Annotated in this window: 12 protein-coding genes; 6 read left to right on the forward strand and 6 right to left on the reverse strand. The window is 74.6% G+C overall.

The window, feature by feature from the left end; translation table 11 throughout:
- Positions 1-121: 121 nt before the first annotated feature.
- On the forward strand, positions 122-313 hold the full coding sequence (locus ACIQ5Y_RS24330) for an antitoxin (RefSeq protein ID WP_403884124.1): 192 nt from the start codon (positions 122-124) through the stop codon (positions 311-313).
- 52 nt (positions 314-365) lie between these two features.
- Here ACIQ5Y_RS24330 and ACIQ5Y_RS24335 read toward each other — a convergent pair whose 3' ends face one another.
- Entirely contained in the window at positions 366-1,046 is a 681-nt protein-coding gene (locus ACIQ5Y_RS24335; protein ID WP_403884127.1) for a response regulator, read from the reverse strand.
- Positions 1,043-2,383 (reverse strand): histidine kinase, encoded by a 1,341-nt coding sequence (locus ACIQ5Y_RS24340; protein WP_403884130.1) that lies wholly within the window; start codon positions 2,381-2,383, stop codon positions 1,043-1,045. The genes ACIQ5Y_RS24335 and ACIQ5Y_RS24340 overlap by 4 nt, the downstream gene beginning before the upstream one ends.
- A gap of 96 nt (positions 2,384-2,479) precedes the next feature.
- Between ACIQ5Y_RS24340 and ACIQ5Y_RS24345 the strand changes: the two genes are divergently transcribed.
- The 3 genes from ACIQ5Y_RS24345 to ACIQ5Y_RS24355 are packed head-to-tail and all read left to right on the forward strand — an operon-like array spanning position 2,480 to position 4,362.
- Positions 2,480-3,430, forward strand: coding sequence for an AEC family transporter (locus tag ACIQ5Y_RS24345; RefSeq protein ID WP_403884133.1), 951 nt, complete (start codon positions 2,480-2,482; stop codon positions 3,428-3,430).
- Positions 3,427-3,954, forward strand: a complete 528-nt coding sequence (locus ACIQ5Y_RS24350; protein WP_403884136.1) for an HXXEE domain-containing protein — start codon at positions 3,427-3,429, stop codon at positions 3,952-3,954. Before ACIQ5Y_RS24345 ends, ACIQ5Y_RS24350 begins: the two co-directional genes overlap by 4 nt.
- Positions 3,955-3,984: 30 nt before the next feature.
- Positions 3,985-4,362, forward strand: coding sequence for a hypothetical protein (locus ACIQ5Y_RS24355; protein WP_403884139.1), 378 nt, complete (start codon positions 3,985-3,987; stop codon positions 4,360-4,362).
- Here the strand turns inward: ACIQ5Y_RS24355 and ACIQ5Y_RS24360 are convergent.
- Both ACIQ5Y_RS24360 and ACIQ5Y_RS24365 read right to left on the reverse strand, forming a co-directional pair.
- Positions 4,316-5,557: a serine protease gene (locus tag ACIQ5Y_RS24360; RefSeq protein WP_403884142.1), complete on the reverse strand. Its 1,242-nt coding sequence runs from the start codon at positions 5,555-5,557 to the stop codon at positions 4,316-4,318. The two genes, ACIQ5Y_RS24355 and ACIQ5Y_RS24360, sit on opposite strands and share 47 nt — an antisense overlap.
- A gap of 9 nt (positions 5,558-5,566) precedes the next feature.
- A complete protein-coding gene (locus ACIQ5Y_RS24365; protein WP_403884145.1) occupies positions 5,567-7,081 on the reverse strand; it encodes an FAD-binding oxidoreductase in 1,515 nt (504 codons plus the stop codon).
- A gap of 159 nt (positions 7,082-7,240) precedes the next feature.
- Between ACIQ5Y_RS24365 and ACIQ5Y_RS24370 the strand changes: the two genes are divergently transcribed.
- Positions 7,241-8,434: a cytochrome P450 gene (locus ACIQ5Y_RS24370; RefSeq protein ID WP_403884148.1), complete on the forward strand. Its 1,194-nt coding sequence runs from the start codon at positions 7,241-7,243 to the stop codon at positions 8,432-8,434.
- Between the two features lie 9 nt (positions 8,435-8,443).
- On the opposite strand, the gene ACIQ5Y_RS24375 is transcribed toward ACIQ5Y_RS24370, so the two are convergent.
- Together ACIQ5Y_RS24375 and ACIQ5Y_RS24380 are read right to left on the reverse strand one after the other, a co-directional pair.
- Entirely contained in the window at positions 8,444-9,106 is a 663-nt protein-coding gene (locus tag ACIQ5Y_RS24375; protein WP_403884151.1) for a class I SAM-dependent DNA methyltransferase, read from the reverse strand.
- Positions 9,103-10,668, reverse strand: a complete 1,566-nt coding sequence (locus ACIQ5Y_RS24380) for an IucA/IucC family protein (protein WP_403884154.1) — start codon at positions 10,666-10,668, stop codon at positions 9,103-9,105. The genes ACIQ5Y_RS24375 and ACIQ5Y_RS24380 overlap by 4 nt, the downstream gene beginning before the upstream one ends.
- Positions 10,669-10,773: 105 nt before the next feature.
- Between ACIQ5Y_RS24380 and ACIQ5Y_RS24385 the strand changes: the two genes are divergently transcribed.
- On the forward strand, positions 10,774-12,342 hold the full coding sequence (locus tag ACIQ5Y_RS24385) for an IucA/IucC family protein (RefSeq protein ID WP_403884157.1): 1,569 nt from the start codon (positions 10,774-10,776) through the stop codon (positions 12,340-12,342).
- The last annotated feature ends 96 nt before the right edge of the window (positions 12,343-12,438 follow it).

Raw genomic sequence — 12,438 nt, forward strand, 5'->3', positions numbered from 1 at the left:
TACCCCGGTAGGGGGTGGAGGAGACGTGTCACCCGCCGCTTGAAGGCCGGCCCCCGGATGCGAGCCCAGGCGAATGCGGCGATGCTGGGTACGCCTCAAACCCTCGGGAAGGGGATCGCAGATGTCGATGCTCGACAAGCTCAAGAGCATGCTCAAAGGCCACGAGGACACGGCCAGGCAAGGTGTGGAGAAGGCCGGAGACGCCTTCGACGCGAAGACCGGGAACAAGTATCAGAGCCAGACCGACATGGCTCAGAAGAAGATCAACGAGCAGCTGGGCACCGAGCGGCCGCAGGACCCTCCGCAGCCCTGAGGCAGCGGCATCCGCCCTTCGCCGATCGTGGCGCCTTCATCTTGATCCTGTTTCAGCCTGAACCGCCCGGCCGCACCAGGCCCGCCTCGTAGGCGAAGATCACGGCCTGGGCGCGGTCGCGGAGGTCCAGTTTGGCCAGGACCCGGCCGATGTGGGTCTTCACCGTCTGCTCCGCGAGGACGAGATGGGCGGCGATCTCCTGGTTGGAGAGTCCGCGCGCGATGAGTTCCAGTACCTCGGTCTCACGCGGGGTGAGCCCCTTCAGCCGCAGCGCCGGGTCCTTGCGCGGAGCCGGCCGCCGGTGGACGAAGTCGGCGATGAGCCGGCGGGTCACCGACGGGGCCAGCAGGGCCTCGCCCGACGCGACGACCCGGACCGCCGAGATCAGGTCGGCCGGCGGGGCGTCCTTCAACAGGAAGCCGGAGGCGCCCACGCGCAGGGCTTCGTAGACGTAGTCGTCGATGTCGAAGGTGGTCAGCATCAGCACCTTCGGCCGGTGCACCACCCCCGGCGGGGGATCGAGGAGTTCGCGGGCGGCGGTGAGCCCGTCCATCTCCGGCATCCGTACGTCCATCAGCACCACGTCGGGATGCGTGGAGCGGGACACCCGCAACCCCTCCCGCCCGTCGGGGGCCTCGCCCACCACGTCGATGTCCGCCTGCGCCGACAGCAGCGCGGCGAACCCCGCCCGCACCATGGCCTGGTCGTCGACGATGATCACCCGGATGGTCAAGTCGTCTCCTGCGTAGCGTCGTTCAGGGGCAGGCGGGCCGCCACCCGGAAGCCGCCGTCGGGCAGCGGACCGGTGTCCAGCGTCCCGCCGGTCAACCGTACGCGCTCCCGCATCCCCACCAGACCGTGCCCGGTGCCCGAACTCTCCAGCGCCACCACGGCGCCCCGGGCAGGGCCGTTGACCACGACCACCAGCACCTCGTCCGCGTCGACCGTCACCGAGACCCGCGTGGCGGCCCCCGGCGCGTGCCGCACCACGTTGGCCAGGGCCTCCTGCACGATCCGGTACGCCGACAGGTCCACGGCCGGCGGCGCCGTACGGGCCGCCCCGGCCGCCAGGGACAACTCCACCGGCTGCCCCGCCCGTACGGTGGTCTCCACCAGCTGCTGGAGCCGGTCGATCCCCGGCTGCGGGGCCTTCTCGCCCTCGGCGCGCTCCGTACCGTCACCGCGCAGCACGGTCAGCAGCCGCCGCATCTCGCCGAGCGATTCCCGCGCACTGGCGGCGATCGCCGCGAACTCCTCCCGCACCGGCTCGGTCAGGTCCGGCAACCGGTACGGCGCCGAATCCGCCTGCACGGTGATCACCGACATGTGGTGGGCCACCACGTCGTGCAACTCCCGTGCGATCCGCGCCCGTTCCTCCAGCAGGGTGCGCCGGGCCCGCTCCGCCTCGCTGATGCTCTCCTGTTCGGCGATCCGCCGCTGCGCGTCTCCGTACCCGCGCAGGGCGCCCGTCAGCGCCAGCACCACCCCGGCGAGCACGAAGAGCAGGGCGGCGGTGTTCGAGGTGCCCGCCGGCGGGAAGAAGCCGAGCGCCGCCCCGACCGCGCCGGTCGCCAGCCACACCCCGACCAGGGTCCGGACGGACTCGCGCAGCCCCAGGCACGCCATCAGCAGCAGGTACCCGACGATGGTCATCGGCGGCCACGGCCAGGGGTGCGAGGCCACCTTGTCGGCCTGGAGCAGCAGCAGGGCGCCGATGGTGTCCGCGATCAGGACCACCGCCCACGCCCGCACCGGCCGGGTCACGGCCAGCAGCAGCGGCACGGTCTGCGCCACGCCCAGCGCTCCCGACCAGCCGCCGCCGAGCCCGTAGTCGGAGGCCAGGACGGTGATGGTCACCGGCAGCAGCGTCACCACGAACACGCCGGCGATCGCGAAGGGCAGTATCCGCTGCCAGGCCTTGGGTGCCTGCGCCAACAGGGGCTCCGCCGCCCGCGCGGGAGTCCGCAGCACCACGCCGAGTTGGGCCAGTGCCCCCGGGCCCGCGGCCTCGGGGGTGCTGGGGCGTTCACGGTTCCGGCGGCCCGGCCGGATGCGGGGTCTGTCGCTCATGATCGGTCCAGCGTATGCGCCCCGCGACCGGAACCGGGCGGAACCGCGGGTACGGGTAGGCTGCCGGCAGGTCGATCACGGGGGAGTCGGGTACGCATGGGTGGGGCAGCCGCGCTGGAGAAGCTGTTGCCGGTACTGCTGGCCTTCGGCGGCGGGGTGCTGCTCGCACGCCGCAAGATCGTTCCGGCGGAGGCGTCCAAGGCCTTCTCCGACTACGCGTTCCTCTTCGCCGTCCCCTGCTACCTCTTCGGCAACATCTACGCCAGCGACCTCGGCGCGCTCTTCAACTGGCGGGCGATCGGCGGCTACGCTGCCGCCGCCGCCCTCGCGGTGGCCCTCGTCGCGGCGGGGTCGGTCGCGAGCTCCATCCGGGAGCCGCGCGCCGTCGCGCTGCGCGTGATGGCCGGAGTGCAGGTGAACACCGCCTACTTCGCCGTCCCCGTCTTCATCACCGTCTTCGGGACCGCCGCGCCGATCTTCCCCATCCTGCTGTTCCAGGTCTGCGTCCTGTCCATGGTCGTCATCTCCCTCATGGAACTGGGCCGGACCGATCCCACCACCGGCGGCGGTCCGGGCCGGCGCCTCGCCCGCGCGGTCGGCGCCTCGCTGGCCACGCCCCTGGTCCTGTCCTGCAACGCGGGCATCCTGCTCAACCTGCTCTCCGTGCACGTGCCCGCCGTGGTCCTGGACGGCGCCGCCTTCGTCGGCGACAGCGCCTCCCCGGTGGCCCTGTTCGCCCTCGGCCTCCACCTCGGCGGTCTCGGGCTGGACGTCCGCGGCACCACCCGCGAGGAGCTCGCCCTGATCGGCTTCAAGTGCCTGGCCTTCCCGCTGGTGGCCTGGGTGGTGTGCGGGACGCTGTTCGGGGTGCGGGGGGAATGGCTGGCGTACCTGGTCCTGATCGCCGCGATGCCCACCCCGCAGAACCTGTTCATCTTCGCCCAGCGCTACGACGTGGGCGTCGACCTCTCGGCCTCCCTCGTGATCAAGAGTTCCGTGATCTCCCTTCTGCTGCTGCCGCTGTGGCTGCAGACTGTCGTTCCATGACAGGAACCTCGTTACCGTCGGGCGCGGCCACCCTCGGACTGCTCGCCGCCTGGGCCGTGCACGACCTCGAAGAAGTCGCCACCATGGGCCGCTGGTCCCGCACCCGGGTCCCGGTGCTCCGCGCACGCCACCCCCGCGTGCCCGACCGGATCTGGCGCACCCTCGAAGGCGTGGACGGGCGCCGGTTCGCCACCGCCGTCGGTTTCATGGGGCTCGTCGTCACGGCGGCAGCCGCGGACGGGTACCGCACCGGCGGGCGTTCGGCCTTCTACCAGGACTCCCTCAACGGCTTCGGGCTGCACGGCCTGGTCCACCTCGCGCAGGCCGCCGCGACGCGCGGCTACACGCCCGGGGTGGTCACCTCGCCGCTGCTGGTGATCCCCTTCACCCTGTGGGCGCGCGGACGGCTGCGCCGGGCCGGGGTCCTGCGGCCCACGAGGCCGAGGGACCTGGCCCGGGGGCTGGCCGTGGCCGGCGCGGCCGCGGTCGCCGTGCAGGCGGCGGCCCGCCGGATCCGGTCGTAGCCTCCGGCGGGACCGGCTCGTTGACCCGGCATGGAACTGCCGACCATCGCGGCGCCGGGCGTCGGCGAACGGGCCGACGCCGTGGCCGATGCCGCCTGCCACCTCTACGACAGCGCCGTGCACGGCGGGTGGAGCCGCGCCGCCGCCGAGGACGCCGCCGAGGCCATCGAGACCACCGCGCACGCCCTCGCCCACATCGACCCGGGCGCGGAGGTCGTCCTCGCGCCGGTCCACGCGGCCCTCGCCGATCTGCGGCGCCGGCTCGGCCTCGCGCCCGCCGACCCGTTGACGGCCGACGGGCTGCCCGCGGCCCCGCGTACGGTCGGCAATCCGCGCCGCACCCGCTGGGTGCGGGTCCCGCTCAGCCCGCCTCCGCCTCGGCAACCGCCTTCGCGTACAACTTCCTGACGTCCGCGCCGAAGTAGGAGCTGTAGGAGGTGTCGGCGGTGTCCCCGCCGGTCTTCCAGCCGCCGATGACCCCGATCACGTCGCCGGTGCGCGTCCGCGCGTCGTAGCGGCTCAGGAACGGGCCGCCGCTGGTCCCGCCCGGGTAGCCCGTGCAGTCGATGCGCAGGAACGATCCGGGGATCGCCGGATCCGAGCTGGTGAACTTCGTCGTCCGGTTCACGCAGAGCCGCGGCCGGGCGGCGGAGGCCGGGTAGCCGACCAGCGTCACCTGGGGGTGGGCGTAACCGGAGCCGGTCACCAGACGGTTCGCGCCGACCACGTCCTCCACCGGGAGCCCGTCGGCGTCCGGTCCCACCTGGGCGAAGGCCACGTCGAGTCCGGCGGCCCGGTTGACGCCCTGCGTGCGGTAGCGCGGGTCGATCCAGATCCTGGACTTCCCGGCCGCGGTCCGCCGCACCGGGAACATGCCGTAGGGCTGGGGATCGGCGCGCGTGTACTGCGGTACGAAGGCCACCTGCTGGTAGTCGGATCCGGTCAGGCAGTGCGCCGCGCTCATCACCAGGTCGTGGCCGGCGGAGGCGACCACGCTCGCGGTGCAGAAGTAGGCGCCGCCGCCCTTGACGAGGTACATCCTGCCGACGGTCGGCATGCCGTTGAAGTCCTGGCCGACGCCGGGTCCCGGGGCGGGCAGGCGGGGTGTGGCCGGCTCCAGGACCGGGGGCGGGTTCAGGGCCTCGTCCTCCGGGTCGCGGTCCTCCGCGTCCGGGTCAGGGAACGGAACCGGGACCGGGACCGGGGGCGCATCCGGCACGGGATCCAGGACGGGGGCCGGTGCGGGATCCGGGGCGGGTGTCGGCGCGGAGCCGGGCGCCGTGCCCGGTGCCGGGACAGGTGCCACGCCCGGCGCCGCGTCCGGCGGAGCCGGGACGGGCGCGTGGAGCCCGGGGGGCGCCGCCGGGGCGGTGCCCGGGGTGGCGTCGGCGGTGGTGGTGTCCGGGACCGGGGCGACCGGCAGCGGGACGGCGGACGCCATGCGTTCGGGCGTCCAGAAGGACTCCGCCTCCCGGGCGGTCCAGCGTCCGGCGGCGAAGGTCTCCGGGACGACGGTGTGCTCCGCCGCGGCCACGGACAGCCGGCCCCCGGGCACCAGCAGCGCGGCCGCCGCCGCGGCGATCGTCAACGTACGTAGCACCATGCGCAGCTCCTAGAGGGCGTGGGGGAAACGGAAGAGCCGGTCGGGGTCGTAGCGGCGCCGGGCCGCCTCCAACCGGGCGAGGTTCGGCCCGTGGTAGGCCTCTCGCCAGCCGGTGAGCTTCGGGTCGACGTAGTTCTGGTACGCGCTCCCGCTCGCCCACGGGCGCAGGTCCCGCCAGAGCGCGTCCAGCCACTCCTGGTGCCGGGCCACGTCCGCGGCCGTCGCGGACTCCGGCCAGTGGACGAGGTATTGGGCGAGGAAGGCTGCGGCCCGGTGGGCGAACGCGGTCGCCCCGACCGGGACCCGGTTGAGGGCCCCGCCGCAGACCCCGTCGAACTGCACCACCCCGAGGCCGCCCCGGGGCACCGCCGACGGGTGGCGCCGCACGGCGGCCAGTACCGCGCCGATCGCCGCGTCCGGCAGCCCGCCGCCCGCCCAGAAGTCGGAGCGGGCGGCGTACGACTCCCGGCCGAGGCGCCCCTTCGGGTCCCGGCCGGGCAGCGCCCCCGGCAGCCGGCACTCCTCGGCGCTCCGCTCCAGGCAGCCCGACATGGCCCGTACCGTGTCCCCGTATCCGCGTACGACGATCCAGTCGTCCCGGACCGGCCTGCCGACCAGGTCGGTCAGCCGGGTCAGCTCCCGTTCCAGCTCCCGGCGCCCGTCGAGGCACACCACCCGCAGCGCGGGCACGCCGTCGGCCCCCGCGTCGGCGCCGACGGTGAACTCCACCTGGCTCCAGAACGGATCGGGCAGTCCGGCCAGCCACCGCTGCCAGCCCCGCAGCACCGCCGCCGAGTCGGAGCCCGGCCAGTGCAGTTCGGCGAAGGCCGCGTCGGCCACCGGATGCGTGCGGAAGCGGAACTCGGTGACCACCCCGAAGTTGCCGCCCCCGCCGCCGCGCAGGGCCCAGTACAGCTCGGGCTCGCGGTCCGGGCCGACCTCGCGGACGGCCCCGTCGGGGGTGACGACCGTGGCACCGGTGAGCCGGTCGCACGTGGCCCCGTACGACCGTGAGGACAGTCCCAGGCCGCCGCCCAGGGTGAGGCCGGCGATGCCGACGGAGGGGCACAGCCCGGTCGGGACGCCCAGTCCGCGCCCGGCGAGCGCGGCGTTCACGTCCCCGAGCCGGGCCCCGGCGCCGACCCGGACGCCGTCCCCCGCCACGGCCACCCGCGCCAGGGCCCCGAGGTCGACGACCAGCCCGCCGGCGCGCGTGGACCAGCCCGCGTAGCCGTGCCCGCCGCCGCGCGGCACCACGGGGACGGCCGAGCGGCGCGCGAAGTCCAGGCAGGCCGCCACGTCCGCGGCGTGCGCGGGATAGGCCACCGCGGCCGGTGCGACCGCGTCGTAGCGGGGCTGGAACAGCTGCCGTGCCTCGGCGAACTCCCGGTCGCCGGGGAGGACCAGCCGCCCCTGAAGCCCGCGGGCCAGAGCGCCGTAGTCGGGCCCGCGGCCCGCCGCCCCGACCGTGGCCAACACGGCCGCGGCGGCGCTGCCCAGGACCCGGCGGCGAGGAAGGCTCATACTCCCTTCTGCCACCGCCCGGCCCGATCCCGGTGCAGGCGGGCCCACACGGACCGGGCTTGCCGCCCGAACGGCCCACGGCCGGCGGCTTCCGAGGAAACGCTTCGGCTCGTCGGATAACCACTTCGGACCGGTGGGTGGCGGTCGTACGCTGCCGGTATGCCTCTTGTGGATCTCGGTTCGCACGCCGAGGAGTTCGACGCCGACCCCTACCCCTTCTACGCAGCGCTGCGCCAGGCGGGACCCGTCCACCGGATAGAGATCGCCGGGGAGCGCTCGTGGCTGGTCGTCGGCCACGAGGAGGCCAGACAGGCGCTGAACCACCCGGCCCTGTCCAAGAACTGGCTCGGCTCCGAGCTGTTCGACACCTCCCAGGCCTATGCCGCCAACCGCAACATGCTGGAATCCGACCCGCCCCACCACACCCGGCTGCGCCGCCTGGTGGCCCGCGAGTTCACCTCCCGCCGCGTCGAGGCCCTGCGCCCCCGGGTCCAGCAGGTCACCGACGAGCTGCTGGACGCGATGGCCGCCCGCCCCGACCGGAGGGGCGACCTGATCGGCTCCTTCGCCGCGCCCCTGCCGATGACCGTGATCTGCGAGCTGCTCGGCGTTCCCGACCTCGACCAGGAACGCTTCCGCTTCTGGTCGAGCGAGATCGTCACCTCGGCGGACGCCGCAGGCTCGGACCCCCGGGCCATGGAGCAGATGACCGCGTACCTCTTCGAACTCGTCGGGGCCAAGGCGGAGAAGCCCGGCGATGACCTGCTGAGCGCCCTCATCCGCACGCGCGACGAGGACGGCGACCAGCTCGCCCCGGACGAGCTGATCGGGATGGCCTTCCTGCTGCTGGTGGCGGGCCACGAGACCACCGTGAACCTCATCGGCAACGGCGTACGGGCCCTCCTCGCGCACCCCGACCAGCTGGCGGCCCTGCGCGCCGACCCCGACGGCCTCATCGACGGCGCGGTGGAGGAGATGCTCCGCTACGACGGTCCCGTCCAGCACGCCACGTACCGCTTCGCCCGCACCGACCTGGAGATCGGCTCGACCCGCATCGAGGCCGGCTCCTCGGTCCTCGTCGCCCTCGCGGCGGCCGACCGCGACCCGGCACGGTTCGCGGAGCCCGGGCCGGACGTCTTCGACATCCGCCGCACCGGCCAGAGCCACCTGGCCTTCGGGCACGGCATCCACTTCTGCCTGGGCGCACCGCTGGCCCGCATGGAGGGCCGCATCGCGATCCGCTCGCTGCTGGAACGCTTCCCGGACCTCGCGGAGGACCCGGACGCGGGTCCCCGCCAGTGGCTCCCGGGCACCCTGATGCGGGGAGTGAGCCGGCTCCCGCTGCGCTGGTAGCCGGGGGCGTCAGGCCTTGCGGGCGAGCAGGAAGCCCTGCGGACCCGCCTCGTCCCCGACGGGCTCGCGCACCAGGCGGCCCGTCTCGGTGAGCCCGGCCCCGGCCAGCAGCCCGGCGATCAGCTCCGGCGGCGTCCAGTACACGTCCAGGGCTACCGGATGCCCGTAGGCGTGCTCCAGCCGGCCCCGGCGGTCGCCCGACTTGAAGGCGATCAGGAAGTGCCCGCCGGGTGCCAGGACCCGGGCGAACTCGGCGAACAGGACGGGCAGCTCCGCCGGCGGGGTGTGAACGGTGGAGTACCAGGCGAGCACCCCGCCGAGCACCCCGTCCGCCACGTCCAGCGCCGCCATCGCACCGACCTCGAAACGCAGCCCCGGATACGTCCGACGGGCCACCGCCACCATCGCCGGGGACAGGTCTATGCCGAAGGTCGGCACCCCGAGTCCGGCCAGATGGGCCGTCACCCGGCCCGGACCGCAGCCGACGTCCGCGACCGGCCGGCCGCCGGGCCCGTCCCCGAGCGCGTCCCCGCGTACGGACTCGGCGAACGCGGACAGCATCGCCCGGTCCAACGGCTTGCCGGACAGCTCCGTGCCGAGGAGACGGGCGTAGTCGACGGCGACGGTGTCGTAGGACGCCCGTACGGAGCTCAGATCCGAGGTACCTGTCATGCCCCTGGACAGTAGCCCGCGCGGAGCCCCGGTTCATCCCCCGGTCGGTGAACGGCCAGTGGATGGGGCAGGTCCGCCCACTGGTCGCCCGGAACGCCGGGGCTCAGCCGCATCAGCGTGAGCGCCTTCACCGGCAGCGGCCCGGCGAGCAGCGCCTCCGTGTCGGCCGTGGCCGGCAGGGCGGGGACGACCGCGGCGAGGTCCTCGTGGAAGGCGCCCGCCGAGCCCGCGGTGGCCCCGAGCGCCCCCGCGAGCAGGGACCCGAAGAGCTTGCGCCGCAGCACGGTCACGTCGTCGGTGATCAGCCGGCCGGACAGCGGCGGCACCGGCAGACCGTGCCGCGCGAGCCGGGCCGGGCTGATCCGGATGTCGGCGAGGTCGCGGTAGATCAGCCGCAGCGGCTCCCCGGAGGCGGAGAGGACGACGAGGAGGTTCTGGCCGTGGGCCTCCAGCGCCACCCCGAGGTCCAGCACGCGCAGGCACACCGACAGCGCGAGGCGGGCGAAGCGGGCCCGCCAGGCCGCGGAGCGCGCCTCGGGCAGCCCGGCCAGCGCCGCCACCGGAAGGACCCGTTCACCGGCGGCCGCGTCCGCGTACGCCTCGGGCGGTTCGCGCAGTACGGCCGCCAGGTCGGGGCTGTGCGCGGTCGCCGCACCCAGTGTGCGGGTGATGTGCAGCCGCCCGTCGAGCCGCTCCGCGAGGGCCCCGGCGAAGGCGGAGACCGCCGCCGCCGTCTCGATGGAGTAGACGGAGATGTCCCGCACGGAGGAGGTCAGCCGGGTGCTCAGCGCCGTCTTGACGTGCGCACCGCCGTCGGCGGGCGCCAGCGTGCGCAGGGCCATCAGCGGGTGCGCCGCGAAACCGGCCCGCACCGGCTCGTGCCCCAGGGTGTGCGCCGCCTGCCACGGGTGCACCGGGACCAGGATCCGCCCGCCGTCCCGCAGCTCCCCGGGCCAGTCGCCGGTCAACAGGCACTCCTCGGCCCGTACGGCCACCAGGCCGAGCTCCACCACCGGCCGGTGCTCCGGCGCGTACGCCAGCTGCTCGGCCACCGAGAAACCGGGCCGGGAGCGGCAGTTCGGGTGGTACGGGTGCCCGTCCACGATCCGCTGCTCCCACTGCCAGGTGCTGAGCGCCGAGTCGTCCGGCCCGGCGGGGGGCTGCCCGGCCCGGGAGAGCGCGAGGTTCGCCGTACTGCCGTCCAGTTCGGCGGCGAACGCTTCCCCGTGGGGCACGCCCAGCGCCGCCATCAGGCGTGCGGCCTGCCCGTACGCCCGGCCGTCGAGCAGCAGCTCTCGGACGTACGGCCCGGTCGCGTACGGGTCCGGCGCAGGGCCCTCCAGCCTGCCGCCCCCCTCCAGCAGCAGTGCCAACCCGCCAGGCCCCTGGTCGCGGCCGATCACCCATGGCAGCGGCTCGAAGGCCAGCGCGCGCCACAGCCGGGTCAGCACCGCCGCCCGGGCCCCGGCCAGCGCGTCGGCGTACGCGGCCGAGAGGGCGGGGCGGACGCCGTCCAGCTCGGCGGCGACGGCGTCTTCGGCCGGTGAAGCGGGAAGGTACATGCTGCGGCTCCGCAGATAGTCACTCGAAGGGATGATCACTTCATCATCGCGGATACTGAAGATCACGGCCGGGCGGTCGCGTCCCGCGAACCCCCGGCGCACCGGATGGACCGGACAGACCGAATGGAACCAGTGGACCTCAACGCCGCCGCCGACGCCTACGCGACCACCCCGCTGCTGAACTGCCTGCTCAGGGAGGCCGCGGAACCCCTGGGGGACGAGGTCCACCGGCTGCGCGGCAGCGGCCGGCTGCTCCGCGTGCACGGCGGGCGCCGCTCCGCGCGCCCCGAACTGCGCACCGCCGACGGCTGGCATCCGCTGGGCCACACCGAACTGGTCAAGCTCACCTCCGAGGAGCTGGGCCGCTTCACCGGGACCCCGAACGACGAACTGCCCGTCGAGATCGCCGACAGCCGCGACACCATCGCCGCACTGCTGACCGCCCGCCTGGCCGCCGAGCCTCCGGCGGACCCTTACCTGCTCTCCGAACAGTCCCTCGTCATGGGCCACCCGCACCACCCCGCCCCCAAGGCCCGGGGCGGGGCACCGGCCGCGAGCTGGCTGCCCTACGCGCCGGAGGCCCACGCCCGCTTCCCACTGGTCTTCCTCGGGCTGCGCGAGGACCAGTGCGTCGAGGAGGGCGGACGGGCCGCCGCCGATGCCGTCGACTCCCTCGCGGGACTCCTCGACGGGCCGGACGCGCCCGCCGGATACCGGCTGCTGCCCGCCCACCCCTGGCAGCTCGACCTGGTGGCCGCCCGCCCTGCGGTGCGCGAGGCCTTCGCCGACGGGCGCCTCCTGAGGCTCGGGGAGGGCCGGCGCCCGGCCTGGCCGACCGCATCGATCCGGACCCTGTACGCGCCGGACACCGCCGCGGACCTGTTCGTGAAGTTCAGCCTCGACGTCCGCATCACCAACGACGTGCGCCGGCTGTGGCGCCACGACCTGCTGAAACTGCGCCGCACCGACGCGGCGGTCGAGGCGGGCTTCGCGGCGCTGCGCCGGTCCGGCTCGCGGGCGGCCTGGCTCGCCGACCGGGGCTACCGCACGGCCGCCTTCGCCTTCGAGGAACTCGCCGTCCTGGTCCGCGACGGCCTGCGCGCGCACACCGAGCCCGGCGCCACCCCGCTGCTGGCCGCCGCGCTCGCCGAGGGCTACCCGGGGAGCCCCCTGGCCGGCACCCGGGATCCGGCCGCCTGGTGGCGGGCGTACCTGCGCCAGGTGGTCCCGCCGGTGCTGGAACTCTTCGAACGCCACGGGGTCGTACTGGAGGCCCACCTCCAGAACACGCTGGTCGCGGTCGACGCCACGGGGACGCCGGTGCAGGCGCTGTTTCGCGACGCGGAGGGCGTCAAGCTCCTGCCGGACCTCCCGCGCGCGGCCGCCTGGCAGCGCCTGGTCTACTGCCTGGTGGTCAACCACCTCACGGAGATCGCGGCGGAACTCGCCGACCGCCACCCGCACGCCGCCCCCGGGCTGTGGCCCGCGGCCCGGGAGGAGTTCCTCCACTACGCGGCCACGCACGACCTCCCCGAGATCACGGACCTCCTCGCGGGCCCCTCCCTCCCGGGCAAGACCAACCTCCTGCTGCGGTGGACCCGCGCGGACGGAGCGGACGCCCGCTACATTCCGCTGCCGAACCCGCTGCGGGGGCCGTCGGTGGGCAGGCCCTAGTTGTTCTGTCCCGGGAGGTTGTGGACGGGTGATGCAGGTCTCGACTGAGGGATCTTGAAATGGGTGAGGGCCTTCTGGCTCGGTGTGGATTGCGAC

The sequence above is a fragment of the Streptomyces sp. NPDC096339 genome, assembly GCF_044762985.1.
Classification (GTDB): domain Bacteria; phylum Actinomycetota; class Actinomycetes; order Streptomycetales; family Streptomycetaceae; genus Streptomyces.

Bases quoted from the DNA above. Each gene is read 5' to 3' on its own strand.
- ACIQ5Y_RS24385 (WP_403884157.1), top strand. From the start codon at position 10,774: ATGGACCGGACAGACCGAATGGAACCAGTGGACCTCAACGCCGCCGCC.
- ACIQ5Y_RS24330 (WP_403884124.1), top strand. From the start codon at position 122: ATGTCGATGCTCGACAAGCTCAAGAGCATGCTCAAAGGCCACGAGGAC.
- ACIQ5Y_RS24375 (WP_403884151.1), bottom strand. From the start codon at position 9,106: ATGACAGGTACCTCGGATCTGAGCTCCGTACGGGCGTCCTACGACACC.
- ACIQ5Y_RS24355 (WP_403884139.1), top strand. From the start codon at position 3,985: ATGGAACTGCCGACCATCGCGGCGCCGGGCGTCGGCGAACGGGCCGAC.
- ACIQ5Y_RS24360 (WP_403884142.1), bottom strand. From the start codon at position 5,557: ATGGTGCTACGTACGTTGACGATCGCCGCGGCGGCGGCCGCGCTGCTG.
- ACIQ5Y_RS24380 (WP_403884154.1), bottom strand. From the start codon at position 10,668: ATGTACCTTCCCGCTTCACCGGCCGAAGACGCCGTCGCCGCCGAGCTG.
- ACIQ5Y_RS24345 (WP_403884133.1), top strand. From the start codon at position 2,480: ATGGGTGGGGCAGCCGCGCTGGAGAAGCTGTTGCCGGTACTGCTGGCC.
- ACIQ5Y_RS24365 (WP_403884145.1), bottom strand. From the start codon at position 7,081: ATGAGCCTTCCTCGCCGCCGGGTCCTGGGCAGCGCCGCCGCGGCCGTG.
- ACIQ5Y_RS24350 (WP_403884136.1), top strand. From the start codon at position 3,427: ATGACAGGAACCTCGTTACCGTCGGGCGCGGCCACCCTCGGACTGCTC.
- ACIQ5Y_RS24340 (WP_403884130.1), bottom strand. From the start codon at position 2,383: ATGAGCGACAGACCCCGCATCCGGCCGGGCCGCCGGAACCGTGAACGC.
- ACIQ5Y_RS24370 (WP_403884148.1), top strand. From the start codon at position 7,241: ATGCCTCTTGTGGATCTCGGTTCGCACGCCGAGGAGTTCGACGCCGAC.